The 24,868-nt window shown below is 62.8% G+C and carries 22 protein-coding genes and 1 tRNA gene; 3 read left to right on the plus strand and 20 right to left on the minus strand.

Annotated features, from left to right (window positions below):
- Window positions 1-117: 117 nt before the first annotated feature.
- The 20 genes from DXD24_RS08850 to DXD24_RS08940 form a co-directional block, all read right to left on the minus strand.
- Entirely contained in the window at window positions 118-513 is a 396-nt protein-coding gene (locus DXD24_RS08850) for a DUF3343 domain-containing protein (protein ID WP_117564591.1), read from the minus strand.
- Between the two features lie 15 nt (window positions 514-528).
- Window positions 529-1,161, minus strand: coding sequence for a molybdenum cofactor guanylyltransferase (locus DXD24_RS08855; protein ID WP_158548955.1), 633 nt, complete (start codon window positions 1,159-1,161; stop codon window positions 529-531).
- A 154-nt stretch (window positions 1,162-1,315) separates the two neighbouring features.
- Window positions 1,316-1,412 (minus strand) — tRNA-Sec (locus tag DXD24_RS10140).
- Between the two features lie 149 nt (window positions 1,413-1,561).
- Window positions 1,562-3,529 carry a selenocysteine-specific translation elongation factor gene (gene selB, locus DXD24_RS08860; RefSeq protein WP_117564594.1) on the minus strand — a complete coding sequence of 656 codons (1,968 nt, stop codon included), beginning with the start codon at window positions 3,527-3,529 and terminating at the stop codon, window positions 1,562-1,564.
- Window positions 3,526-4,983, minus strand: coding sequence for an L-seryl-tRNA(Sec) selenium transferase (selA, locus tag DXD24_RS08865; RefSeq protein ID WP_199407923.1), 1,458 nt, complete (start codon window positions 4,981-4,983; stop codon window positions 3,526-3,528). Before selA ends, selB begins: the two co-directional genes overlap by 4 nt.
- Before the next feature lie 52 nt (window positions 4,984-5,035).
- On the minus strand, window positions 5,036-7,153 hold the full coding sequence (locus tag DXD24_RS08870; protein WP_117564595.1) for a molybdopterin-dependent oxidoreductase: 2,118 nt from the start codon (window positions 7,151-7,153) through the stop codon (window positions 5,036-5,038).
- 121 nt (window positions 7,154-7,274) lie between these two features.
- Complete coding sequence (locus DXD24_RS08875) at window positions 7,275-8,114, minus strand: formate/nitrite transporter family protein (RefSeq protein ID WP_117564597.1); 840 nt, start codon at window positions 8,112-8,114, stop codon at window positions 7,275-7,277.
- A 39-nt stretch (window positions 8,115-8,153) separates the two neighbouring features.
- Complete coding sequence (gene hycI / locus DXD24_RS08880; protein ID WP_055286177.1) at window positions 8,154-8,657, minus strand: hydrogenase maturation peptidase HycI; 504 nt, start codon at window positions 8,655-8,657, stop codon at window positions 8,154-8,156.
- Complete coding sequence (locus DXD24_RS08885) at window positions 8,657-9,238, minus strand: formate hydrogenlyase maturation HycH family protein (RefSeq protein WP_117564599.1); 582 nt, start codon at window positions 9,236-9,238, stop codon at window positions 8,657-8,659. The genes hycI and DXD24_RS08885 overlap by 1 nt, the downstream gene beginning before the upstream one ends.
- The gene (locus DXD24_RS08890; RefSeq protein WP_022095195.1) at window positions 9,239-10,021 is read right to left on the minus strand and encodes an NADH-quinone oxidoreductase subunit B family protein; all 783 of its coding nucleotides are present in this window, start codon (window positions 10,019-10,021) and stop codon (window positions 9,239-9,241) included.
- A gap of 2 nt (window positions 10,022-10,023) precedes the next feature.
- Window positions 10,024-10,740 (minus strand): formate hydrogenlyase complex iron-sulfur subunit, encoded by a 717-nt coding sequence (locus tag DXD24_RS08895; RefSeq protein WP_117564601.1) that lies wholly within the window; start codon window positions 10,738-10,740, stop codon window positions 10,024-10,026.
- Between the two features lies 1 nt (window position 10,741).
- Window positions 10,742-12,514: an NADH-quinone oxidoreductase subunit C gene (locus DXD24_RS08900; RefSeq protein ID WP_117646558.1), complete on the minus strand. Its 1,773-nt coding sequence runs from the start codon at window positions 12,512-12,514 to the stop codon at window positions 10,742-10,744.
- Window positions 12,515-12,518: 4 nt separating this feature from the next.
- Window positions 12,519-14,084, minus strand: a complete 1,566-nt coding sequence (locus tag DXD24_RS08905; protein ID WP_099431575.1) for a hydrogenase 4 subunit F — start codon at window positions 14,082-14,084, stop codon at window positions 12,519-12,521.
- Between the two features lie 3 nt (window positions 14,085-14,087).
- Window positions 14,088-14,741, minus strand: coding sequence for a hydrogenase 4 membrane subunit (hyfE, locus tag DXD24_RS08910; RefSeq protein WP_099431574.1), 654 nt, complete (start codon window positions 14,739-14,741; stop codon window positions 14,088-14,090).
- A gap of 10 nt (window positions 14,742-14,751) precedes the next feature.
- Complete coding sequence (locus DXD24_RS08915; protein WP_006234112.1) at window positions 14,752-16,209, minus strand: hydrogenase 4 subunit D; 1,458 nt, start codon at window positions 16,207-16,209, stop codon at window positions 14,752-14,754.
- A 16-nt stretch (window positions 16,210-16,225) separates the two neighbouring features.
- A complete protein-coding gene (locus DXD24_RS08920) occupies window positions 16,226-17,149 on the minus strand; it encodes a respiratory chain complex I subunit 1 family protein (protein ID WP_006234113.1) in 924 nt (307 codons plus the stop codon).
- Window positions 17,150-17,166: 17 nt separating this feature from the next.
- Entirely contained in the window at window positions 17,167-19,185 is a 2,019-nt protein-coding gene (gene hyfB / locus DXD24_RS08925; protein WP_117646559.1) for a hydrogenase 4 subunit B, read from the minus strand.
- The gene (locus DXD24_RS08930; RefSeq protein ID WP_117564604.1) at window positions 19,178-19,795 is read right to left on the minus strand and encodes a 4Fe-4S dicluster domain-containing protein; all 618 of its coding nucleotides are present in this window, start codon (window positions 19,793-19,795) and stop codon (window positions 19,178-19,180) included. Before DXD24_RS08930 ends, hyfB begins: the two co-directional genes overlap by 8 nt.
- Before the next feature lie 78 nt (window positions 19,796-19,873).
- Window positions 19,874-22,096: a formate dehydrogenase subunit alpha gene (fdhF, locus tag DXD24_RS08935; protein WP_117564606.1), complete on the minus strand. Its 2,223-nt coding sequence runs from the start codon at window positions 22,094-22,096 to the stop codon at window positions 19,874-19,876.
- Between the two features lie 76 nt (window positions 22,097-22,172).
- Entirely contained in the window at window positions 22,173-22,691 is a 519-nt protein-coding gene (locus tag DXD24_RS08940; RefSeq protein WP_022095206.1) for a 4Fe-4S dicluster domain-containing protein, read from the minus strand.
- A 427-nt stretch (window positions 22,692-23,118) separates the two neighbouring features.
- Between DXD24_RS08940 and DXD24_RS08945 the strand changes: the two genes are divergently transcribed.
- The 3 genes from DXD24_RS08945 to DXD24_RS08955 all read left to right on the plus strand — a co-directional run bounded on the left by DXD24_RS08945 (window position 23,119) and on the right by DXD24_RS08955 (window position 24,850).
- On the plus strand, window positions 23,119-23,442 hold the full coding sequence (locus tag DXD24_RS08945; RefSeq protein ID WP_117646560.1) for a type II toxin-antitoxin system RelB/DinJ family antitoxin: 324 nt from the start codon (window positions 23,119-23,121) through the stop codon (window positions 23,440-23,442).
- Window positions 23,435-23,890 carry a PIN domain-containing protein gene (locus DXD24_RS08950; protein ID WP_199407997.1) on the plus strand — a complete coding sequence of 152 codons (456 nt, stop codon included), beginning with the start codon at window positions 23,435-23,437 and terminating at the stop codon, window positions 23,888-23,890. The genes DXD24_RS08945 and DXD24_RS08950 overlap by 8 nt, the downstream gene beginning before the upstream one ends.
- Window positions 23,891-24,157: 267 nt before the next feature.
- Window positions 24,158-24,850, plus strand: coding sequence for a hypothetical protein (locus DXD24_RS08955; protein WP_117564609.1), 693 nt, complete (start codon window positions 24,158-24,160; stop codon window positions 24,848-24,850).
- Window positions 24,851-24,868: the final 18 nt, after the last annotated feature.

Here is a 24,868-nt window from a genome sequence, read left to right on the forward strand (position 1 = left end):
ATGCAGGTAGAAGCGTTTTTGAGCACCTGACGAGCAACTCGCGTGTTTCGAAGCTGTTTCCCGCACGTTTCAAAACCACCACAAAGGGGACAGGCACCTTTGTGGTGGTGTTGACGGCTAGAGGACGAGCTGATGGTAGTCGGCTGGGGTTATGCGGCCCTCGGTGGCGGCGCGGAAGGCGGCGAGCGCATCGCCCGAGAACGGCATGACCCAGCACAGCCCGCAGCCGGCGGTAATGGAGCCCGGCAGCGGCATGATGCGCCCGGGCACACCGGCGGCAAGGCAAAGCTGCTCGCATTCCATCACATCGAAGGTGCTGTCGAACGACACGATGATCTTGCGTTCGTGGTCGAGGGCATCACCGGACGGGCCTTCGCGGTGTGCCTCACGATACGCCGCGGCAGCCGCTTCCTCTTCCGCGGTATGTCCACAGCCACCACATCCGCAGGTACAGGGTTCGGACCCATCGCAAGTGCAGGGCTCTCCCGTGTCGGGACAAATATCGTGAGACATGGCAACTCCAATCGTCTAGGCGAGTAACTCGGCCGCCGCAAACTCTTCGGGCGTATTGACGTTCTCGAAGCAGAGCGTCGAGCCCGCGGACTTAACGATCTGCGGCTCATCCATATAACCGGCCTGAACGCGATTGATCAGGCAGCGAATGCGCTGGCGGTCGCAGGCAAGCAGCTCGTGGGCAATCGGCGCACACGCGTCGCAGCGCCAGACGGCGCAAAGCGGCTCAATCCCCCGCTCCTCGCGCGGCACGCACACATCGAGCGCCTCGGCCTCAACACGATCGGCAAGCGCGCCGATCAGTTCCGGCGAGACAAACGGCATGTCGCAGGCGACGATCGCCACGAGCGGCAATCGGGCCGCGGCCAACGAGCTCGCGATGCCGCGCATGGCACCGGCGGGACCGTCGACGTCCATCACCACGCGGGGGCGCAGGCCATCAAACATAAGCTCCTCAAGATAGGCAAGCTCGCTGGGACGCGAAGTCGTCACAACCAACTCGCCGGCAATTGGCGCCAGCCGACCCAGCACGCGCTCGATGAGCGGCTCGCCGCAAAACGCCATGCGAGCCTTATCGCAGCCCATGCGCGACGACAACCCGCCCGCTTGAACGACACAAGAAAGATCGGCCCGTCTTACGGTAGTCATACGGCAAAACACCTCCATCGGCATGCTCGAAACCCGGTGCACGAAGCTAAATACAGCCGCCGAAATAACGGCGCTTCGAAAAGCTCGTGCAAAAACAAAACAGCGCCTTTGCGGCACGCAGCAAGACCGCGAGCACAAAAGCGCTGGTAGCGTATGGCGGGAACGTATGTGAATCGAACACATCCAAGACGTTTTGCACGCCTCGCAACGGTTTTGAGGACCGCGGAGCCCACCGGAGCCCATCCGTTCCCAAGTGCGGGCGTATTTTACCAAACCGAACAGGCCCCATCCCATAAAGACGAGCAAGAAGTTGCGGTGGAATAGTTCCTGTTTTTGCTGCCAAAGCCCCCAACTAGGAACTATTTCACCGCAACTGAGGAGACGGGGGCGGGTGACCGGCCTAGCGTAGGGACCTCAGGCCGCCGGCTTCCTTATCGAGCACCGTAAAGCGCACGGCATCCAGGTGTTCCAAGATGCTGATGGCACGCTTGCGCGACACGCCCAGGGCCTCGCGCAGCACGCTCGTGGTGGCAGCGCCACCGGCGTCGGCAATGGCGGAAGCGACGAGCTCACGCGCGCGGGCCTCAGCGGCAGCAGACAGGGCAACGTCGCGCTCAACCTTCACGATGGAGCGGTTGAGTGAAAGCTCACGCAGGGCGCGCGTCATGGTGTCGCGATCGAGCTGCAACTGCTCGCCCACCTCGGGCAACGTCGGTGCGTCGAGGCCAGCTTCGTCCAGCATGGAAACGATGCGCTCGCAAGCCTCGTGCACCACGCGCGCCGCAGCGGCGGCCGAATGCGGGTCGAACACCTCGGCACCCTCGGCGGCGCACGCGCCACGCGAGCAGCCCTCGGCAATCAGAGCCGCGGCAACGCATTCATCAGCGGAAGGCCACGCAGCATGGGCAACGGCGCCGGGCGTAAAGCCCGTCTCCTTGGGAGCCGCGGCATGCATGGCCGACAAGGTCGCTGCCAGTGCATCCATCGCGGCGTCGAGCACCACGGCGTCCGCCAAGTAGTCCGAATCACCCGCGGCAAGTTTGCGAACGGAGCCCTGCGCCACCAACCCGCGCAGTGCGGCATCGACCTCGCCGACAGCAAGATCCAAAGCCTCGGCAACATCAACAGCCGTAACCGGCAGCGTCTGCAGCGCCAGCCAAGCGCCCACACCGCCCGCAATATCGCCGGGCTCGAGCGCCGCATACAGCGTACGCTCCCCTTCGGCAAGCTCGCGCGAGCGACGGCAGCGCGAAAGCAGCACGCGCCCGCCGCCAATAAGCATCACGGGCGAATAGGACAGCACCACGGCATGGTCCCCGGCACGTAGCGGCAGCGAGTTTTCCAAGCGCACCTGAACAATACGGGTCTCGCCCACCGCCATGGGGGCCTCGCCCTCCATGAACATGATGCGACCGACAACCTCGGCCGTACCCGCCATCACATGCACGCGCGCGCCCGACTCGAGCACGCGCGGCTTGGCACCCTCGCGGCCCAGGTAAGTGAACACCATCATAAAGCGCATCGTCTGGCCAAAGCGACCCTGCACGCCGAGCATCTCTCCGCGATCGAGCGCGGCGACGGCATCGCCCACCAAGTTGAGCGCCACACGCTGACCGGGCAATGCCCGCGGCGTATCGCCATGCACCTGAATCCCGCGCACGCGACAGACCGTACGCGACGGCAGCGCGACGAGCTCATCGCCCACCGCAACCGGCGCATCGTGCAACGTTCCCGTCACCACGGTACCGGCGCCCTTGATCGTAAAGCAGCGGTCGATGGGCAGACGCGGTGCGGCATCGGTGGGCTCGGCACGGGCACGGCAGGCACCCCAGCAAGCGGCAACCTGCTCGTCGAGCGCAGCCAGCAGGTCATCGATTCCCGCACCGGTCTTGGACGACACGGGCACGATCGGCACGCCCGAAAACACGGTGTCCGACAAAAAATCATCGACATCGAGCTCGGCAAGCTCAGTCATCTCGGCGTCGGCCAGGTCGCACATCGTCAGCGCGACCACCATGTGTGTGACGCCCAGCAGCTCCAGCACATGCACGTGCTCGCGGGTCTGCGGCATCACGCCCTCGACGGCCGAAACCACCAGCACGGCCACGTCGATACCCGTGGCGCCCTGCACCATGGCACGCAAGTAATGCGCATGGCCCGGCACATCGACCAGGCCAACGATCTTGCCACTCGGCAGCGCCAGCTCACCAAAGCCAAGCTCAACGGTCATGCCGCGACGACGTTCAACTTCCAGGCGGTCGGGGTTTTTACCCGTCAGCGCCTCGATGAGCGCCGACTTACCGTGATCAACATGTCCCGCCGTACCTACGATAACGGGACACTCCACCAGTGCTTGAACCTCACTCATCGAGCAATCGCCTTCTCAACGCACGCGACGAGCGTCGATGCCGCCGTCTCGATATCGCGGTCGCCCACGAGCGTGCGCACATCAAACAGAATGCGGTCGTGCGAGGCGCGCGTGACGACCGGCGTATCGAAGTCTTGAACGAGCGAGCGTTTGAGTGCGTCGACGGACAGGCGCTCGTCAACAAGACGCACGGCAACGCACATTGTGGGCAACTCCACGGTAGGCAGCGAGCCGCCACCGGGGGCCGACGATTCCTCGACGATTTCCACCTGCACGGCACACGGGCAGCCAGCCTTATCGAGCCCGGCGACCATACGATCGCGCAGCTTGCGGGCACGTCGTTCCAAATGGGCCTGCGGCAGCGTGAGCATGCTGAGCACCGGAATATCGCGATGGGCCACGTCGGCGCCGTCCATGTAGATGCGCAGTGTGGCCTCGAGCGCCGTGAGCGCCAACTTGCCCGGACGCAGAGCGCGCATGAGCGGATGTGCGCCGCAGGCCTGGACCAGATCGCGACGGCCCATGATAATGCCCGCCTGTGCGGCACCGAGCAGCTTATCGCCCGAGCACGACACCACATCGAGCCCCGCCGAAACCGAAGCCGGCGTGGGTTCCTCGCCGCCGCGCACCAAGATGTCATCGGGCAGCAGCGCGCCCGAACCCTGGTCCTCGTAGAACAGCAGGCCATGCTTGTGAGCAAGCGCCGCAAGCTCCCGAGAACCCACCTCCTCGTGGAAACCCTCGATGCGATAGTTAGAAGGATGGACCTTAAGGATCATCGCCGTATCGGGCGTGATGGCACGCTCGTAGTCGACCAGATGCGTGCGGTTGGTGGCCCCGACCTCGACGAGCTTGGCACCCGAGGCCTCCATGACGTCGGGGATACGGAAGCTGCCGCCGATCTCAACAAGCTCGCCACGGCTGACTATGACCTCTTTGCCCGCGGCATGGGTTGCCAGCACCAGCAGCACCGCAGCGGCGTTGTTGTTGACCACGAGCGCGTCCTCGGCACCGGTGAGCGAGCGGATCAGTTGCGCGGCGTGCTCCTTGCGCGACCCGCGCGAACAGGTGTCGACGCTGTACTCGAGCGTGCTATACCCGCGCGCAACCTCGGCCACGGCCTTTGCCGCCGACTCCGCAAGCGGGGCACGGCCCAGATTGGTATGGATGACCACACCCGTGGCGTTGACGGCGGGACGCAGGCTCGGCAGCGCGGAGCGATGCGCACGCCACTCGATGGCCGAGGCCAGTTCGCGCTTGGAACGCGGGGCGGCACCGGCGCGAATCGCGGCGCGCTCCTCGTCGAGCTCGGCCGTCACGGCAGCATGGACCACCGCGTCGCAGGTCTCCCCCGCCGCCTTCACCACCGGCCACTCGGCAAGCAGCTCGTTGACGGAAGAAATGGCGCGCAGGCGGGCGCGCACCTCATCGGACATGTTCTGGCTATCGCTCATGTGCGGCCTTTCAAAAGAAACGTGGATCAGTCAAATACATCAGCTGAGTCAATTACTCGTCATTATCCTCGCGCGCCGCGATCTTTTCCACGCGAACGGCGTTTTCCTGGGTGAGCGCAGCACCCGTCAACGGGTCCCAACGTAACGGCGTATGGTCGAGCGGGCCCACGCCCAAGGCTTGAGCGCCACCGGCATCGGCACCAAACGAACGCCCACCGGGGGCGGCCGAGGTGAAGATGCACGCCGGATGCAGATACGGCGTCGTCTCCACGCGCACGCGGTCGCGGCCCATATCGCTCACGAGTTCGACGATCTCGCCGTCGGCGATGCCCATGTGCGCGGCAGCATCGGCATTCATCTGCACGGCATCCAGGTCCGACCCAGCCTCGGCGGCACCTTGGGCTGCAAGCCTTCGCGAGGTATGCGACTCAAAGGGACGGTTGCCGCTAATGAGGCGAAACATCCCCGGGCCCGGCTCCACCATGGGGGCGATCCAGTTGGGTACACGACCCAGGCCAGCTCGTTCCCATACGTCGCTTGCCAGCGCAATTTTGCCGCCATCCAAGGGAATCGCCGGCTCGCCCGTACGCGACGGCAACGCAACACCCGTGTCGGCCCAGCCGCGCTCCTTGAGCTCGTCCAGATCGATCCCAAAAGGCGCCACCTGGGCAGCCGCCAGGTCGTCAGACGTAAACCGGAAGTACTCGCCAGCCCCACACGCCTGCGCCAGACCGGCAAAAATCTCCCGACCGGGACGTGTGTCGTCATGCTGCACAGGCAGCACGGCGTTGCGGTAGAACACCCGCGAATCGTTGGCACCCACGACTGTGCCCACACCGCGGTCGGCCTCCAGATACGTCACATCGGGCAGCACGAAGTCAGAAGCGCGCGCTGTCTCGGACCAGCGGATATCAATCGTCACGAGCAAGTCGAGCTGCTGCAAAATACCCAACCACGCTCCGGCGTTGCCATAGCCTGCCCCGGGATTGCTAGCATAGACGATGAGCCCACGCAAATCGCCGGCCAGTATCGACTGACCGATGGTCGTGCACAGGCCGCGCACCGGATCGACCAGTGGATAGCGCTCGGACCCCAGCTTGGGCCCGCGAGGCACCGGCGGCATCGCAAAGCGTGCGGGATCGAGGTCGCCCAACACAAGCGGTGTGGACGGGTTGAGGGCACCGCCCGCGTGTCCGATGCAGCCCAGCAGCACATCGACCAAGCAGATAGCGCGCGCGGTCTGAGTGCTATTGGCATACGCGATACCGATGCCGCCATGAAAGCCCGCATCCACCACAGCGGCAGGCGCGGCGGCAGCGAGATCGCGCGCCGTGGCGACAATCTCTGCGGCCGGCACGTCGCACATCGACTCGGCCCACTCGGGCGTCCAAGCACGGGCCGCCTGCGCCAGCTCATCAAAGCCTGTGGTATAGCGGGCAACAAACTCGTGATCGTACAGGCCCTCGGCAATCAAGACATGGGCAATGCCCAGCAGCAAGGCCAGGTCGCAGCCCGGGCGCACGCGCAGCCAGCGGTCGGCAAGCGCAGCCGAGCCGCTGCGCCGGGGGTCGACAACGATGATCTTCGCCCCGCGCCGGCGTGCATCGTTGAGCGCATCAACGGACCCCATCGTCGACGAATCGACAATGGAACGCCCCAGATACATGATGCAATCGGTATGTGCCAGGTCGGAGGCGGGGCTGTAGCCTAGGCTGTGCTCCCAACCGGTAAGTCGGCTTACCTCGCAGGCACCGTCGGCACCATACACGTTGGGCGAGCCCAGCGCATGCATAAGGCGATATGCCCAGTAGCGGTCGAACGAGGGCACGCCGAGCGTCATGCCCAGCGCACGGGGGCCACGTTCGTCAACAATCCCCAAAAGACGCTCGGCAATCTGGGCAAACGCTTCGTCCCACGAAATCGCATCGAACCCCGAGCCATCAGCTCGTCGGCGCATGGGGTGCACGATGCGGTCGCGCTCGTCAAACGGCATTGTCAGGCGATGCCGTCCGCGGGCGCACAGGGCACGCGCAGCGCACGGGTGCCCCGGCACCGGCAACTCGGCCACCACGCAGCCGTCCTCAACGCGTGCCGCAAAGGCGCAATCGGCATAGCATCCCCCGCATGTGGTCACCACGGCGCGACCGTCACGCTCCACAGCAGATGCCATCTCGATTACCCCTTTCACCAGCCAAACACAACAGGTCAACAGCCCAGCAACGAGCCCAGACCAAAAAAGCCTCCCGCACGGCAACGCCCCGCGGGAGGCCCGACGTCAAACAGACGGTACCTTACGCCTCGGACTTCTTGGCGTAGATAAACCAGTAGCCGAGCGCGACCAGAACCGCGCCGCCCACGATGTTGCCCAGCGTGGCGGCGGACAGGTTAAACGCAATGCCCGCAGCGTTGAGCGCATCGGCGCCGGCGACGTCAGCACCATAGCCGCACGCGTGCATCACGGCACCCATGGGCAAAAAGTACATGTTGGCAACGCAGTGCTCAAAACCGCAGGCCACAAAGGCGGCGATGGGCAGCAGAATGCCCACGACCTTATCGACCACGGTCTTGCCGGCGGTACCGATCCACACGGCCAGGCACACAAAGATATTGCACAGGATACCGCGGAAGAAGATCGTCACCCAGTCGATCGTCACCTTGCCGGCGGCGACGCTCACCATGGAGTTGGCGACCGCCTCGCCATTGAGCTTGTAAATGCCGGCCATGTACACAAAAAAGACGATGAACAGAGCGCCGACAAAATTGCCGACCCACACGATGACCCAGGCCTTGAGCATCTGAGCCAAGGTGATCTTTTTGCTCTTGAGCGCGCAGACCATAAGCGAATTACCGGTAAACAGCTCGGCGCCGCACACCAGCACCAGCACCAGGCCCAGGCAAAAGCACAGGCCGCCCACGACGCGCTGAGCGCCCCAGCCGAGCGTGCTGTCGCTCAAAAACACCGTAAAGAACAGGCCGCCGAAGGCGATAAAAGCGCCGGCGAACATTGCCAACAGAAAGGCCTTAGCGACCGGCAGGTTAGCCTTGGTCACGCCGGCGGTCTCGGTCTTGGCCTCGATCGCGGCGGGCGCCAGGCAATCGGGAGCGGGGTACTCCACCTTGGAATCTGCCATGTCAATCACTTCTTTCCTAATCAGCAGGGACAAGCGCTCCTATTGCTCTTGCCCCAAGCGGACAAAGTGGGAAAAGTCGTTGGCGGCCACGGCGTCGTACACGGCGTCGACGGCGTCAAAGACTTCCGGGGACATGGGGTTGTAGAACTCCGTGTCGCCCGGCTGAATCCCGACGAAGACGATATCATCGCACGATTGCTCAATCTCTTCGATCAGAATCGACAAGGGAAGCGAATGCGTGGTGAACATCGACTTGCGGGCCACATCGCGTTTGTCGAGCAAACGGATGGACCCGACGGGCAGCGCCATGTCGGCGGCATCGACCAAGACCAGGCGCGGCGGACGCTCGCGCTTGACCTCGATGATGTCGTCTTCGGGCGTTTGGCCGCCGTCGATGGTGTACCAACCGGCAATGGGCGCGTCCTCCATCTTTTTGGAGAGCACGGGGCCGGCGGCATCGTCGGCACGCAGCACACTTCCCGCCGTGAGCACGATACCCGCAAACGGGGCGCCGTTCACACGTCCATCCACAACGCGACCCATTACTGCAACCTCCCCGTCAGATACACGCCCGAAACATCGCGCACGCGCTCAACCAGATCGCGGAACTTCATTAAGAACGCGACCTGCTGGGCATGAAGGCCAAAGTCGTCGTCGAACACCGAGATGCCGGCTTTGGCCGACCCGCGAAAACCGCGCTCATCGAGCAGCGCATCGCAGGCCTCGAGCAGCGACGGCACCGCCGCCTTGTCGAGCTGGCACTCGCCAAAGGAGCGGATGGCCTCAAACTTGGTTTTGGCCTCCCCCTCCGGCAGCGCGTCGACGAGCGAATAGAAGACGTTTACCGGCACCGACAGGCGCGGCTCAAAGCAGTCGAGCACGCCGGTGTGGTGGCCCACGGCGAGCGTGTAGTACAGCACGTCGCAGGCCTCCTGGGGAACGTCTTCCTCGGTCTCCACAAACTTACGCGTGAGCTCGTAAAAGACCACCTGGTCGGGCGCATGGCCCAGGCAGGGGTCGGCGACGCCCTCGGCAGCCTCGTCGCTTGCGCGCGAGGCATCGCCAAAAGAGCCGCCGAGCATACCGGGGCCCGCAAAGTAACCAGAGCGGTCCGTAAGCTCCATCTAGCGACCTCCGGCCAGCACCAGATCCTGCAGCGCCGAGTACACCTCGACGCGGCGAGGATCGTCCTGCTTGTCGATAAGCAGCGCCATGGCACCGCGGATATCGCCCTTGGGTGCACCCTCGAGCGTATCCATAAACTCGTTCGCCAGGTCGCGGCCGTAACGGTAGCCGCTCATGGCGCGAGCCTCGCGCTCAATGGCAACACGCAACTTGTACGGCACGCCGGGGTGCAGGATATCGGCCTGCTCGCCGGCGGCCTCCACCGTGGTCTCGGCATGGAGCTTTTGGTCCAGCAGACCGAGCGCCATGGCAAAGCCGTAGATGGTCTGCGCGGGGCTGGGCGGGCAGCCGGGGATGTAGACATCGACCGGCAGAATCTTGTCCGTGCCGCCCCAGACGCAGTAGTTGTCGTAGAAGATGCCACCGGTGCAGCCGCACGCGCCATAGGACACCACGATCTTGGGATCGGGTGCGGCCTCAAAGGCGCGCAGGGCCGGCATGCGCATGGCACGCGTCACGGCACCGGTGTACAGCAGCACATCGGCATGACGGGGCGAGGGCACGACCTTGATGCCAAAGCGCTCGACGTCGAAGACGGGCGTGATGGAACCGAAGATCTCGATCTCGCAGCCGTTGCAGCCGCCGCAGTCAACACGGTAGACGTACACCGAGCGCTTGATCTTCTTAAGAAGGGTCGCCTTGGCCTTCTCGATGCTCTCGTCGAGCTCGATCTTGGTCGGGCGGTACTGGAGCCGCTCGGGCAAAAGCGTGGGTTCGGCCATGGTTACTCCTCCTTCGTTTCAAAATCCATGATGATACCCTCGACCGGCGCAGGACCGGCGGGAATCTCGGGCGCATCGGGGTTGAGCTCGCGGTCGATATACTCCGGGTTCACGCCGTGGCCGCCCAGATACTCCATGCCGGGGCCCTGGGGCTCACCGGACGCAAGCGTCTCGTTGGCAGCCATGCCACGCGCGTTGCCGGTCTTTACGGCCGAGGCGGCGCGCAGGGCGTCGAGCTCGCGCTTGCACTCCTGGCACATACCGACAGTACGGGCAGCCTGGATGGCCTCCATGCCGCCGGCCTTTTGCAGCAGGCGCTTGGCGTAGTCGATCTCCTTGTGCGGAGCAAACGGCTTGCCGCAACGCGAGCAGTGCTCGAGCGTATAGACGCTCTTGCTGGTGAGGTCGTCCTTGCTCATAACAGCCAGCTCAAACTCCTCGGTGAGCTTGACGGCCTCCATGGGGCAGGCTTCCTCGCAGCGGCCGCAAAAGATGCAGCGACCGTAGTCGATCGACCAGGTGATGGTATCGGCCGCAAGGTCGGTGTCCATGCGAATGGCATCGGCCGGGCACGCCACGCCGCAGGCACCGCAGGCGATGCAGAGCTCCGCGTTGTGCTCGGGCTTGCCGCGCATGTCCTTGTTGGTGGGGAACGGCGCAAACGGGTACTTGACCGTCGCGTCGCCGGCCTTGGCGTTAACCTTCCAAAGCTTCAGCATATTAGAGCGCCTCCTCATCGAGCGGAGCGGCCATGGTGCCCTCGCCCGCAAGCGGCGACTTGTCGCGCCAGACGTTCTCGAACTGCTCCTTGTCGAGCACATGGTCGCGCTTGGCGGCGACGTCGGTCACCGTCACGCGGTCGGTGCAGGAGTAGCACGGGTCGAGCGAGCCGACGATCAGCGCCGCATCGCCCACGGTGTTGCCGCGGAACATGTAGCGCAGGACCGGCCAGTTGCTGTACGTGGCGGCCTTGGCGCGCCAGCGGTAACACTTCTGGTTGTTGCCGAGCATGGCCCAGTGCACGTCCTCGCCGCGCGGCGCCTCGGTGGCGCCGATGGCGTACTTGTGCGGGGTGTACTCCCAATCCGTGGTGAGGATGGGGCCCGACGGGCAGTTCTCGAGCATGGTCTCGATCATGTCGATCGAATCGTAGACCTCCTGGATGCGAACGGCGGTACGGCCGAAGGCATCGCAGGTGTCGGCCGTGGCGGCGTGCATCTTTTGGACGTCCGAATCGGCGTAGCCGTCGAAGGGATGGTCAAAACGCACGTCGCGGGCATAGCCCGAGCCACGCATGAGCGGGCCGACCGGCGAGAAGTCGCGTGCGATCTTGCGGTCCAAGATGCCAATGCCACTCGTACGCTCAATAAAGTTGGGCGTGGAGAGCAAGACGTCGACGAGCTCCTGAACCTCGGAGCGCAGCTGGTGGATGGTCGTGAGCGTGGAAAGCTTCTGCTCGGCCAGGATGTCGCGACGCACGCCGCCGATCACGTTGAGACCGTAGGTCTTACGGTGACCGGAGAGCTTCTCGGCCAGGTCCATGGACTTCTCGCGGACGCGGAAGAACTGCTGGAAGCCGGAGTCGAAGCCCATGTAGTGCGATGCGAGACCAATGTTGAGCAGATGCGAGTGCAGGCGCTCGACCTCGAGCATGATAGCGCGGATGTACTGGGCGCGTGGCGGGACATGGATGCCCTGGGCGCGCTCGACGGCCTCGGCATAGGCCACCGAGTGGGCGCAGCCGCAGATGCCGCAGATGCGGTCGGCGAGGAACGTCACGGCGTCATAGTTCAGGCGCGTCTCGGCGACCTTCTCCATGCCGCGGTGCACGTAGAACAGACGGTAGTCGGCGTCCACGATCGTCTCGCCCTCAACGAACAGGCGGAAGTGGCCGGGCTCGTCAGAGGTAATGTGCAACGGGCCAATGGGGACGAGTGTGGTCTCCTTGCCCTTGGTATCGGCCAAGAACTCGTAGTTTTCCATGTCACTCGCGGGAGCGGGACGGAAGCGGTAGTCCATGGAGTCCTTGCGCAGCGGGTACAGGCCGCTGGGCCAGTCATCAGGCAGCACCAGGCGACGACGATCGGGCAGACCCTCGGGGATCAGGCCGAACATGTCGCGAAGCTCGCGCTCGCCCCACACGCAGGCGGGGACGAACGGCGTCACGGACGGGAACGTCATCTTGGCGGGATCGACCTCGGTGCGCACGGTCACCCAGCCGGGGTCCTCCCCCTCCATGGAGATGACGTAGTACACGGCGTAGCGACCGCACAGGCTGCGCTCGTCGTTGCCGATGATCACGGGAATCCAGCCGTAACGCTCGTAATACAGGTAGTGGACGGCCTCGGGCAGCTTGTCCTGCTTGACGGTGATCGTCATCTGGTCCTCGCACTGCCATTCGACCTTCTCGATAGCGCCCGGCACTGCAGCGCGCAGGGCCTCGACGTGGCTTTCGCAGCGACGAGCGTAGTCCTTCTTTTCAGGTTCTGCCATGGTGCTAATTCACCTCACTTGTCTTGGTCTGGGAACTGAACACCATGCGGTAGAGAGGGGCCTCGTGGAGCTCTTCGACGCTCTGGTTCAAAACGACGGACGTTGCATCCTCGACGCCGCTCGTGATGGCGACCGGGGTGGCGATACCGAACCACATGACCACGATCGCGAGGGCGATCTCGGGGATGATCATGAGGGCGGGCACCTCGTGGCGCTTCATGCCCTCGGGCGCCTTGCCGAAGATGGACTTGAGCGCGATGCCGGTAAGGGCGAAGTACACGCCGGTGAGGCCGATGGCCACGAGCACGACCACCCAGATGGGACCGGACTGAACGCCGGCCACGAAGGTGAGGAACTCGGAGATGAACAGGGCGAACGGCGGGAAGGCGGCGAGCGCGAGCAGGGCGATGATGGTGAGCGCTGCCGTGACGGGAGCGATCTCGACGACGCCCTTGATCTTGTTCAGGTCGCGGGTGTGGTAGATGTGCTGGATGTTACCGGCCATGCAGAAGGCGAGCGCCTTCGTGAAGCCGTGGAAGATGCAGTGCAGCAGGCAGGCGGCGATACCGAGCGGGCCACCGATACCCAGGCACAGCGCGACCACGCCGACGTTGTCGACGGAGGAGTACGCGAAGCGGCGCTTGATATCGTCCTGCTTGAAGATGCACAGGGCAGCCACCAGGATGGACAGCGTGCCCAGGATGAGCAGGAGCGTTCGCGGATAGGTGTCGCCCACCGTGATGATGGACAGGGAGTAGAAGCGGATGATCACCAGCATGGCGCACTTGAGCAGCACGCCCGAGAGCAGCGCGGAGACCGGGCTCGGAGCCTGGGAGTGCGCGTCGGGCAGCCAGGTGTGCATGGGGAACAGGCCCGCCTTGGTGCCGAAGCCGATGACAATGAACGCGAACGCGAGGCGCACGAGCATCGGGTCGAACTGGTCGGCGTAGGGCATGATGGAGGTGAGGAAGGCGGCCTCATGCGCGTTGGGCATGATATCGGCGGCGTTCGCGTAGATGAGCAGCGTGCCGAACAGGCCGAAGGCCACACCGGCGGTGCAGACCATCGCGTACTTCCAAGACGCCTCGAGCGCCTGCTTGTTCTTGTAGATGCCCACGAGGAACACGGTCGACAGCGTAGTGGCCTCGACCGCCGCCCAGGTGAGGATGATGTTGTTGGACAGGCAGGCGAGCAGCATCGTGAAGACGAACAGGCTGAACAGCGCGTAGTACTGCTTGGTGCGCTCGGCCGGCATGGTCTTCTCCTCGATATCGATCTTGATATAGGAGATGGAGTACACGCCGGTGATGAACCCGATGATGCCTACCAGAAGGACGAAGATCGACGAGAGCGAATCGAGATGGAGCCACAGGCCCAAAGCGTCGATATTCTGCCCGCTCGAGAGCATGGTTCCCGCGGTGACGACCGAAAGGACAAGGGTCGCCGCGACGGAGATGGTGTTGAGCCCCGCGAAGACGTTGTAGGACGTCGTCTTGGGGAGCGCAGCCATAATCAGGGAGAACACGAGAGGACAAGCGAGCAGGGCGACCGTCAGCATTGAAACATCCATGGCCTACCCTTTCAATTCGGTCAGGTCGTGGGAGTCGAGCGACTTGGTGTCGTTCCAAATCCTCACGACGACGGCGGACATGATGATGACGGCGAAGATGGCGTCGGTGGCGATGCCGATCTCGATGATCTCGGGGGCCGTGGGCGCGAGCAGAGCGAGCGTCACGTGGCTACCGTTCTCCATAAGGCAGTACCCGAAGATCTGCTTGAGGATGTTGCGCTGGGAGATGATGCACGTGAGGCCGACGAAGAAGTGCGCGAAGCTGATGGCGAGGGCCGGAGTGGCCACCTCGGCGGTGGGCAGGCTCAGGCGCGTGACCACCGCGAAGCAGACGGCCACCTCCAGACCGGTGAGGATGATGGTCCAGGCCGGCTTGATGGAGGAGGTCAGCGTGCTATCGGCAGGCGAACCCATCTTCTTGTAGGCACGGTTGAGAATGAACGGAACGAGGATCACCTTGGTGACGAAGGCCGACGCGGCCCACATGAGAAGCTCGGTGGCACCGGTGGTGAGGCCCAGGGTGAGCAGCACGCCCACCAGGACAACCGACTGGATCGCGTACCACTTGATGGCGGACGGGATGGTCTTCGAGACGACCACCATGGTGGAGGTCACGATCAGAAGACCGCCCAGGATATTGACTAACGAATAACCCATGTCCTACCTCCTAACCCATCCAACTAGAGGACAGAGGACCGGCGACGACGACCATGATCATGAGGACGACGAACACGAACGCCATGGCGCGCGGAAGGGGCTGGCCGGCGGCCACGGTCTCGCTCGGCTCACCGGGCAGGACCTTACCCATCCAACGCAGGAACCATGCGAAGGTGGCGACGGTCTCGACGACCATGACGCACACGAGGACAAAGATGACCGTGTTGGTAGCACCAACCGCGAAGCCACCGGAAATGATCTGGAACTTGGAAAAGAACGTGCTCATGGGGGGCACGCCGGCGATAGCGGTCGCGGCGACCGCAAAGCCCACGCCCGTGACCGGGTACTTCTTCATGAGGCCCTGGATCTTGGGCAGCATACGGGTTCCCAGCGTGAAGCTGAGAGAGCCAGCGATGAGGAAGAACAGGGTCTTGGTGAACGCGTGGTTGAAGATGTGCTCGACGGCGCCGTTAAACGCCATCTGGCTTCCGAACACGGAGAGGCCCAGGCCAAAGAACACGTAGGCGAGCTGCGCGATCGTCGAGAAGGCGAGCAGGCGCTTCATATCCTTCTGGGGCAGGTACATGAGGAAGCCGAAGAGCATGGTCACGACGGCGTCGATGATGGCGACCCAACCGACGATCTCGGGGATATCGCCGGCGCTCGCAAGAGCGCGGGCGAACACGCACACGCCGACCTTAACCATGGACGCGCCATGAAGGTAGGCGGAAACGGGCGTGGGGGCCTCCATTGCGGAGGGCAGCCACATGTAGAGCGGGAACTGGGCGGACTTGGCCCAAGCAGCGAACAGGATGAGCAGCAGCACGACGGTCTTCATACCGGAATCGAGCTGGGAGATCGCGCTCAGCGCGAACGTGCCGGTTCCGGCGAACAGGAAGGCCGCGCCGATGTAGAGTCCCAGAGCGCCGATATGGGTGATGATGAGCGCCTTCATACCGGCCTTCTTGGCCGTGGGCGTCATGTAGTAGCTGATGAGGCCCCAGGAGCACACACCGGTGATCTCGAAGAAAACGAGCTGGCCGACGATGGTGGAGCTGTAGGCGAGACCGGCCATGGCGCCGATGAACGTGGAGAAGTACACGTAGAAGCGACGACGGGGCGCGTCGGGATGCTCCTTATTCTTATCGCTCATGTACGGGAACGAATAGATGACGACGAGCAGGCCGATAGCGACGAACGCGGGTGCGAGCAGCGTGCTCATCCGGTCGAATATGAAGCCCATGACCAAGGTCTGGCCCATACTCGCCCAGGTTACATCGACCGCGTTCATGCCGTTTCCGGCAAACGTCGCGGCCAAGCCAACGGAAGCGACCGTGGCGATGCCGCCGGCAAAGGCGCAGATCCATTTAGCGTAGGGACGCGGCAGCATGACGATGAGCAGGGAGCCCAGCATGGGGACGGCGATCGCCACCATGGCAAAGAGGGACAAGCTCGATTCGATTGACATAGTTTCTCCCTTCTCCCTACACGCCTACGACGACGAAGACGAACGCGAGGACCGCGATGCCGACGACGGCCCAGGTCTGGTTACCGAGCACCTTGAAGCGCGAACGGGAAACGGAGTTCTCGAGCACGCCGCAGACGACGAAATCGACCAGGCACTTGACGAGGAAGACGACGGCGCCCACGAGAGCGGTGACGCCGATGGTCGCGGGCTCTCCCCAGGGGATGAAGATGGAGGTGAACCAAGCGACGACCACGACCTGCTTCATGCCCATGGCGAGCTTCATCATGGCCAGGGACGGGCCGGAGAGCTCGGCGAGCGGGCCCTCCTGGAGCTCCTGCTCGGCTTCGGCCTGATCGAACGGAAGCTTGCCGAGCTCCATGTAACAGGCGGCCGCGAAGGCGACGCCGGCGAGGATAACGGCGACGACGCTCGAGACGTTGCCCGTAACGATGTGCTGACCCATGGTCGCAATGTCCGTGGAGCCGCACACGATGGCGACGGTGAACAGCGCGATGAGCATGGACGGCTCGATGAGCACGCTCATGAGGAGCTCGCGGATACCGCCGAAGCCCGCGTAGGCGTTGGAGGAATCCACGCCGGACAGCGCGAAGAAGAAGCGGGACAGCGCGAGCGCGTACATGATGGTGATGGCGTCACCAAAGACGGGCATGGGGCTCTGGAGCGTGAACATGGGCAGGCCCATGGCGAGCATAAACGACACCGCGAGGAACAGCGGCGGCATGATGCGCAGCACGAAGCTCGAGTCGGAACTCACGGACTCGGGACGCGCCATGAGCTTCGCGAGGTCCCGGTAATCCTGAAGGATGGACGGACCGCGGCGATTGTGCATCTTCGCGCGAATCACACGGGCGAGGCCGGAGAAGAAGGGCGCGACCAGCATGACCACGAGGCCCTGCGCCATCGCAAGAACGATGTTCATAATATCCTCTCCCCTCTCTAGACCATGACCACGGCGAGCACGAGGAAGACCACGAGCGCCGCGACGATGTAGCAGATGTATACGGAGTAGTTGCCGCCCTCGATCTTGGAGGCGAGGCCGGCCAGCTTGTCGGCACCCTCGCTCGGTGCATCGACCAGGAAACGGTCGGGCAGGGGCTCGACGCCCTGGGCGACACCGGTGAGCTTCTGGAACACGTGCGCGATGGACCAGCAGATCTTGGTGCATACCTCGCGCAGGGTGTAGAGCGGGCCCATGAAGAGTTCGACGTCGGACGCGAAGCTCGTGGCGACGACGGGCATGTGCTCGTTGGGCTCGTAGCCGCACGCCCAAGGGTCGGTCTTCTTAGCGGGGGCCTTGGCGCCGAGGCAGGACCTCAGCGCGAACGCGAGGTCGGTGAGGACCACGAGCGCGATGGCGATCGCGGGGGTGGAGGTGGCGGCACCGGAAATCTCGTTCACGAGAGACACGCCCGAGGTGGCTGTGACGGCGGAGCCGGCAAGCACGCTCTGGGCGACGTCGCCCAGAACCGGGGCGATGACCGGGGAGCCGATTCCCAGTACCACGCAGATGGCCGCGAGGAGCATCTGCGAGAACAACATCGGAGCCGGGGACTCCTTGGCGTTCGCGGCCTCCTGGGAACGAGGGCTGCTCGCGAACGAGACGCCGTAGGCCTTCACGAAGCACGTGACGGCCAGGGCACCGGTGATGGCGAGGGCGGCCGCGGAGGCGACGGCGAACACCATGACGACCGGGTCGGAGAGCGTCGAGATGTTGAACAGGGACTGGTAGGTGAACCACTCGGAAACGAAGCCGTTGAGCGGCGGGATGGCCGAGATGGCAAGGGCACCGATGAGGAAGCAGACGGCCGTGACCGGCATGCGGCGGAACAGACCGCCCATCTTCTCCATGTTGCGCGTACCCGTGGCATAGAGCAGGGAGCCCGCGCCGAGGAACAGCTCGCCCTTGAACATGGCGTGGTTGAGCGTGTGGTAGAGGGCGGCCATGAGCGCGATCGTCGCGATGACGTCGTTGCCCAGGGCGTGCGCCGTCATGGACGCGCCGACACCGAGCAAGATGATGCCGATGTTCTCGACGGAGTGATAGGCAAGCAGGCGCTTGATGTCGTGCTCGTGGAGGGCGTAGACGACACCCAGGACCGACGAGATGGATCCGAAGACCAGGACCATGAGGCCCCACCAGAGCTGGACGCCCGAACCCGCGAGCAGGTCGAGACCGACCTTGAGGATTCCCAGGATGCCGATCTTGATCATGCCGCCGGACATGAGGGCGGACACGTTGGACGGCGCCTCGGGGTGCGCCTGGGGCAGCCAGGAGTGCAGCGGGATGATACCGGCCTTCGCGCCAAATCCGAAGAACGCGAGGACGAAGCACGCGGAGGAGACGGCGGGTCCAAAGTCATGCGTACGGAAATCACTGAAGCTGAAGGAACCGCCCACGCCGTTGGTCATGAGCAGGAAGCTCGCCATGATGAGAACGAAGCCCACGTGCGCGATGACGAAGTAGAGCCAACCGCCCCTAATGGAGTTCTTGTTCTCCTCGATAACGACAAGGAAGTAGCTCGTAAGGGACATGAGCTCAAAGGCGACCAGGAACCAGAACACGTTGTCGGCGGTGATGACGAGCATCATCGAGGCGACGAAGGTGTTCATAAAGAAGCCGGCGCGCCCGACCTTGCCCGGGTACTCGTCGAAGTAGGACAGACCGTAGATGAAGCCCGCACAGGCGAGAATCGAGATGAGGACCACGATCAGGCCCGCAAGGCCGTTGAGCAAGAGCTCGAGACGGGCGAACGGGAAGAAGAAGACCGTGTTGAGGGACGAAACGTCGCCAAGCACGGCCTCGAGGCCCGCGATGAACGAAAGCACCGCGGCGACGGCGCCGATAAGGCAGCCGGCGGTCTTGGCGGCATTATCGGCCTTGATCAGCAGAACCGAGGCGAGCGCACCGATGCACGAGACGGCAAGCGATGCGATAAACAGCGTCATGCTATCCATTGTTTACGCTCCCTTCTGCTTTCTCGGACAGGCCCTGGGCCACGGCGGTAACGTCGACAGTCGGGCCGTTTTCGATCGAGCGCAGGCGCTTGGCCTCGTCGAGCTCGCGATCGGCCGCGCCGCCCATGACGGTCAGCGCCTTGGTGGGGCACGCCGCCACACAATGCGGGCCGTCCGGATCGAAGGCGCACAGGTCGCACTTAACGGCGCAGGTGTACTGGCCAGGAGCCCACGTAAGCAGGCTGCTCAGGGACTTAGGATACGAAGGCGTCGGGTCGCACATGCCTGCGACACCGGCGATAGACGTGCCATCGGGATGGATGGCTCCGAAGGGGCACGCGATGGCGCACAGCCTGCACCCAATGCACTCCTGCTCCTTGACGTGGATGCGGTCGCCATCGTGCTCGATGGCATTCACCGGGCAAACCTCGGCGCAGGGGGCACCCTCGCAATGGTGGCAGGCAAGGGCGGCCGAAATACCGCCGGTCTTCACGAGCGCTAGGCGCGGCGTATCCTGAAGACCCTGCATCCGGTGGGCGTCGGCACAGGCGGACTGGCATGTTCCGCAGCCGATGCACCTCTCCGGGTTGATGTCGATGAAGCGGTTCATCCCCACTTCCTTTCAAAATAACGGGCCGGGCTCCCGAACGTACGGGACGCCCGACCCAAAAAGCCAACGAGAACGGGACTACACGATTTGATTCACGTGCGTCTCGTCGTCGAACTTGGCGGCGCCGGGCTCAACGTCCTGGGGAGCGGCGGCGTCCACCAGAGCCTGCTTGAGCTCGGTGTACTGACGCTCGACTTCGCCCTCGGCCCAAACCTGGTCGGCAATCGCGTCGACCTGGCAGGCGGAGAACTTGTCCTCGGGCGTATGCGAGACCGGGTCGACCTTGTGCATGGTCAGCTCGTTGCACTTGCCGATCCACCACTGGTAGGTCATATAGACCGTGCCCTTGTTGATACGGTCGCTCACGTCGGCGCGGCTGTATACCTGGCCGCGGCGGCTGTGAATCGAGACGATGTCGCCGTTCTTGATACCGCGCGCCTGGGCGTCCGCGGGATTCATGCGGACAAAGCCGGGCTCGTCGGCGAGCAGCGCCAGCGTCTTGCAGTTGCCAGTCATCGAGCGGCAGCTGTAGTGGCCGACCTCACGGACGGTGCACAGGATGAGCGGGTACTCATCGTCGGGAAGCTCGGAGGGCGCCTCCCAGTCGTGCGCCATCAGGTTGGCGTGGCCGTCCTTGGTGGTGAACTTGCCACCAGCGAACATGTCGGGCGTACCGTGGTCGTTCACATCGGTGCTCTTGACGGGCCACTGAGCGTAACCGCCCTCGGGAGCCATCTTCTCGTAGGTCGCGCCCACAAAGTTGGGGCACAGGCTAATGCACTCGTTCCAGATCTGCTCGGTGTTGTCGTAGTGCATGGGGTATCCCATACGCGTGGACAGGTCCGCGAAGATCTCCCAGTCGTGGCGGCACTCGCCCTTGGGCGGAACGGCCGCGTCAAAGTGCTGGAAGCTACGGTCGGATGCGGTAAAGACACCCTCGTGCTCGCCCCAAGAGGTGGCAGGCAGGATGACGTCGGCGAGCATGGTCGTCTGCGTCATAAAGATGTCCTGGCAAATGAACAGATCCAGCTCGGAGAGCGTCTTGCGCATACCGGCCGAATCGGGCTCGGTCTGTACCGGGTCCTCGCCGTAGTTGTAGAAGCAGTGCACCTTGCCCTCGTCGACCAGGTGGCCCAGGTCGGTGAGCTTATAGCCCTCCTCGAGCGGGAGCTTTTCCTCGGGCACGCCCCAAGCCTTGGCAAACTTGGCACGAACAGCCGGGTCGGTGACCTTCTGGTAGCCAGGGTACAGGTTGGGCAGCATGCCCATATCGCAGGAGCCCTGGACGTTGTTCTGACCGCGCACGGGCGCGAGGCCGGAATTGGGTTTGCCGATCTGGCCGGCAACGCAGGCGATGGAGGCGATGGTGTGCACCGTCTTCAGGTTCTGCTTCTGCTGGCATACGCCCATGCCCCAGCCAATGATGGCAGAAGGCTTCGCCGTGGCGTACATCTCGGCAGCTTGGTGGATCAACGCGGGCTCGACACCCGTGATGTCCTGTACGGATTCGGGAGTGTAGTTCTTGATGGTCTCCCACCACTCGTCAAAGCCGTTCGTGTGCTCGGCGACGAATTCCTTGTCGTAGAGGCCATCGTTGACCAAGCAGTTGGCAAAGGCGTTGAGGAACGCAACGTTGCAACCGTTCTTGATCGGAAGGTAGAGATCGGCGATACGCGCGGTTTCGATATGGCGCGGGTCGGCGACGATGATCTTGCAACCCTTTTCTTTGGCTCGCACGATACGCCTTGCGACGATGGGGTGCGAATCGGCAGGGTTATAGCCGAAGAGGAAAATGCAGCCCGCATCCTCCATACCGGGGATGGAGCATGACATGCAACCTGAACCAACCGTGTCCATCAGACCGAGGACAGTAGGGCCGTGTCAAGTACGGGCGCAGTTGTCCACGCTGTGGGTGCCGATGCACGCACGCGTAAACTTCTGCATGACGTAGTTCGCCTCATTGCCGCCGCCTCGCGAAGAGCCGGTAGTCATGACAGCGTTAGGACCATATTCGTCAATTATGGCCTGCATCTTAGATGCGGTGAAATCCAGTGCCTCGTCCCAGCTTACGCGCTCAAGATCCGCGCCCTTAGTGCGGCGGATCATCGGGTGCAGTACGCGAGGAGTCAAGATCTTGGTGTCGTTGATGAAGTCGTAGCCGCTCATGCCCTTAAGGCACAGCTCGCCCTGATTGGTGATGCCGTTGAGCGGTTCGGTGCCCACAACCTGGCCGTTTTGGACCAGGAGGTTAAACTGGCAACCGGCGCCGCAGTACGGGCAGATCACTTTATGCTTCTCCATGACACCCTCCTTCCTTTCTCTGCTACCGATTAATCGGTACGTATTTGACAATCGTTGGGCCTATATAGCCGCCCGCCTACGCCTCGTTTTCGATGGTGGCGCGGGCACGCTCGGCGGTCAGTTCCGCCAGGCGCTCCTCGTCTACCAGGGTGAGGCCCTTGGTCGGGCACGCCTCGGCACACGCCGGACCGCCGGGACGGTCCACGCACAGGTCGCACTTGAGCACGAAGCTCTTGGTCTGCGAACCCACGCGCACGTCGCCCATCAAGACGGGGACCTGCGTGGTCGCCACGCTCACGGCGCCAAAGGGACAAGCCATGACGCAGCTCTTGCAGCCGATGCAGTTGTCCTCGTTAACGCCGATGCGATGGTTCTTTGGATCAAAGAACAAGGCACCCGTGGGGCAGGCCTTGGCGCACGGGGCGTCCTCGCAGTGATGGCAAGCCACCGGTGCGGAGATCTCGTACGTACGCGTCACGCGCAGGCGCGGCGCGGCGATGTTACCGGGGATGTCGTGCGCCTCGATGCACGCCGCCATGCAGGTTTGGCACCCAATGCAGCGTGAGGAATCGGCTACGACTCGTTTATTGCCCATGTTGTTCACTCCCTCCTGAATCCCATGCCGGAGAGACCCTGTCGACGTTGTCCCAAGCCGCCCGTGGCCTGGCATCGGTGTATCGAATGCATGCGGCGAAACAGGCACTCGGTAGAATTTCTCCAACGGTATACAGGTTGAATATACGCAGTTGCAGGGGGTAAACTTGAGCGTAACCCCTGCAATACGTGTGTATTGCAGGGGTTTGGGCTGGTTAGGATTATTCTTGCTTAGATATAGAGATGAGTGTATTACACGCGTACGCCGCGAGAGATTTCGCGCTCTTCTTTTAAAGATGTACTACGCTTGTAGTAATGTTTACACCCATAAACTTGAGTGCAATAAAGTATTGGATATATGATTGCCAAGTATCGGCACGTGCCGTATTTGACCATCCATATTGCACGCTAATAAAGGGAGGCCAGCGATGTCATCGACTCAAAAAAGAGCCATCCTGCAGGTGCGCATCCGCGAAGATGACAAGCAGCATGCCGAGCGCCTCTACGACGCCATGGGCACCTCGCTCGCCGAGGCCGTCCGCCTATTTGTCGCGCAGAGCATTTTGATGCGCAAGCTCCCCTTTCAGCCAGTCGCCGTGCGCTCAAAGGACGGCACCGCCGCCTATGGATCGCTCAAAGCATATGGGGACCCCAATCGCCGCTTTGAGGAACGCAATGCCTGGATTGAATACCTTGCTACGGAAAGCGACGATTCGGTTTTGGGTCCCGAGGAAGTAGATATCCATGAGTAGCACCATCATCGACGAGACCGTCATCCTACGCTACCTGCTTGACGACGACGAAGTTCTGTCACCGCGCGCCGCCAAGGTCATCGCCACGCGCACCGCTCGCGTCTACCCCGAAATCATCACGCGCGTTGTGGTCACGCTGCGCGACGTCTATAAGGTTCCCCGCGTTGAGATTGCTGCGGCTATGAAAAGGCTGCTCGATGACGTCATGGTCGACGAGCCCACCGTTGTCGCCCTTGCCGTCAAACTCTTTGGCAAGACCCATATGGACTTTACCGACTGCCTCCTCGCAGCCCGAACCGCCATCTACAACGATGATGTCGTGAGCTTTGGCAAGCCCATCATCCAAGGCATGATCGATTACCGCCGCAAGCGCCAAACCGCAGCCGAAGCCCGCAGCCGAAGCATCGACTCCACCATCGACAAACTCCGCCACCACCCCCGCAGCTAACCCCATCCCCACCTAAGTTGCGGTGAAATAGTTCCTGGATTTAGGCTTATTCGAGCTTTTCAGGAACTATTTCACCGCAACTTTCTGTAAGGGTGGTTTTTAATGCCGCCGAGGGGCACAAACCAACCGTTTGCCGATATGTTTGGCTCTGACTCATGACTCTGACCTGCCCCGTCAAGCTTTTGGTCAGTTCATGGCAAGGTCTGGCGGACCAAATATGGGATAGCGTAGTGTCATTCACTCCCCCTCGAGACCATGGGGTCGAAAATGAGTCACGATAAACGCTGTTCCAAACCGCAAGTAGAGCTGTTCTTCCGGTTATTCGAGGCCCATCATGGCGGGCACCTGTTTGTAGCTACCAAAAAATGGGATGAACGCTGCGCCTACGCGCTCATGCAAAAAGAGATGATTATTCGACTCTACAACCATGTCTACGCTGATCCCGCGTATTGGAATGACCTCGGCGTCGAAGATCGCATCTTTCAATTGGCATCCGCTATTGCGGTCGTTGAACCGGATGCCGTGTTTTGTGGAGCAACGGCGGCACTGCTCTATGGCATCCGTTCTGTATATTCGCTTCTCGACAAGGTGCAAGTGCTGTTGCCGCGTTCTACCAGGCGTGATACGTATGAATTCGTTGAGTATCGTCGCTGGCGGGCGGGCGAAGTGTGGCAGCTCGGTCCGTTTACGCTCACGGATCCGTATCGAACGGTTGTTGATATCGCCCGAACGACCGCGTTTCGCTATGCGCTGGGTTATGTCGATGGCTTGGCCCGTGAGTACGATGTCGAGCGCGAAGAACTGCGGGCATACGCGCAGGCCAATTGCCGAGGGCTGCATGGCATCGCACGCGCATTTGACGTTTTTGAACACATGGATGGCAGATCGGATAACGGTGGAGAATCCGAAGCACGGGCGGCAATGATTCTGGGGTACCGTCAAGATTCTTTCGCAAATTGATCGAGGCGGCCTCGGCCC

The organism is Collinsella sp. TF12-2AT (assembly GCF_003436735.1).
Lineage (GTDB): Bacteria > Actinomycetota > Coriobacteriia > Coriobacteriales > Coriobacteriaceae > Collinsella.

Coding starts and splice junctions, on each gene's coding strand:
- DXD24_RS08875 (WP_117564597.1), bottom strand. CDS start 8,114: ATGGCAGATTCCAAGGTGGAGTACCCCGCTCCCGATTGCCTGGCGCCC.
- DXD24_RS08890 (WP_022095195.1), bottom strand. CDS start 10,021: ATGGCCGAACCCACGCTTTTGCCCGAGCGGCTCCAGTACCGCCCGACC.
- DXD24_RS08940 (WP_022095206.1), bottom strand. CDS start 22,691: ATGGGCAATAAACGAGTCGTAGCCGATTCCTCACGCTGCATTGGGTGC.
- hyfB (WP_117646559.1), bottom strand. CDS start 19,185: ATGGATAGCATGACGCTGTTTATCGCATCGCTTGCCGTCTCGTGCATC.
- DXD24_RS08915 (WP_006234112.1), bottom strand. CDS start 16,209: ATGTCAATCGAATCGAGCTTGTCCCTCTTTGCCATGGTGGCGATCGCC.
- DXD24_RS08945 (WP_117646560.1), top strand. CDS start 23,119: ATGTCATCGACTCAAAAAAGAGCCATCCTGCAGGTGCGCATCCGCGAA.
- DXD24_RS08850 (WP_117564591.1), bottom strand. CDS start 513: ATGTCTCACGATATTTGTCCCGACACGGGAGAGCCCTGCACTTGCGAT.
- DXD24_RS08905 (WP_099431575.1), bottom strand. CDS start 14,084: ATGGATGTTTCAATGCTGACGGTCGCCCTGCTCGCTTGTCCTCTCGTG.
- DXD24_RS08895 (WP_117564601.1), bottom strand. CDS start 10,740: ATGCTGAAGCTTTGGAAGGTTAACGCCAAGGCCGGCGACGCGACGGTC.
- DXD24_RS08920 (WP_006234113.1), bottom strand. CDS start 17,149: ATGAACATCGTTCTTGCGATGGCGCAGGGCCTCGTGGTCATGCTGGTC.
- DXD24_RS08870 (WP_117564595.1), bottom strand. CDS start 7,153: ATGGCATCTGCTGTGGAGCGTGACGGTCGCGCCGTGGTGACCACATGC.
- DXD24_RS08930 (WP_117564604.1), bottom strand. CDS start 19,795: ATGAACCGCTTCATCGACATCAACCCGGAGAGGTGCATCGGCTGCGGA.
- DXD24_RS08855 (WP_158548955.1), bottom strand. CDS start 1,161: ATGACTACCGTAAGACGGGCCGATCTTTCTTGTGTCGTTCAAGCGGGC.
- DXD24_RS08950 (WP_199407997.1), top strand. CDS start 23,435: ATGAGTAGCACCATCATCGACGAGACCGTCATCCTACGCTACCTGCTT.
- DXD24_RS08885 (WP_117564599.1), bottom strand. CDS start 9,238: ATGGAGCTTACGGACCGCTCTGGTTACTTTGCGGGCCCCGGTATGCTC.
- hyfE (WP_099431574.1), bottom strand. CDS start 14,741: ATGGGTTATTCGTTAGTCAATATCCTGGGCGGTCTTCTGATCGTGACC.
- selA (WP_199407923.1), bottom strand. CDS start 4,983: ATGAGCGATAGCCAGAACATGTCCGATGAGGTGCGCGCCCGCCTGCGC.
- DXD24_RS08955 (WP_117564609.1), top strand. CDS start 24,158: ATGAGTCACGATAAACGCTGTTCCAAACCGCAAGTAGAGCTGTTCTTC.
- selB (WP_117564594.1), bottom strand. CDS start 3,529: ATGAGTGAGGTTCAAGCACTGGTGGAGTGTCCCGTTATCGTAGGTACG.
- hycI (WP_055286177.1), bottom strand. CDS start 8,657: ATGGGTCGCGTTGTGGATGGACGTGTGAACGGCGCCCCGTTTGCGGGT.
- DXD24_RS08900 (WP_117646558.1), bottom strand. CDS start 12,514: ATGGCAGAACCTGAAAAGAAGGACTACGCTCGTCGCTGCGAAAGCCAC.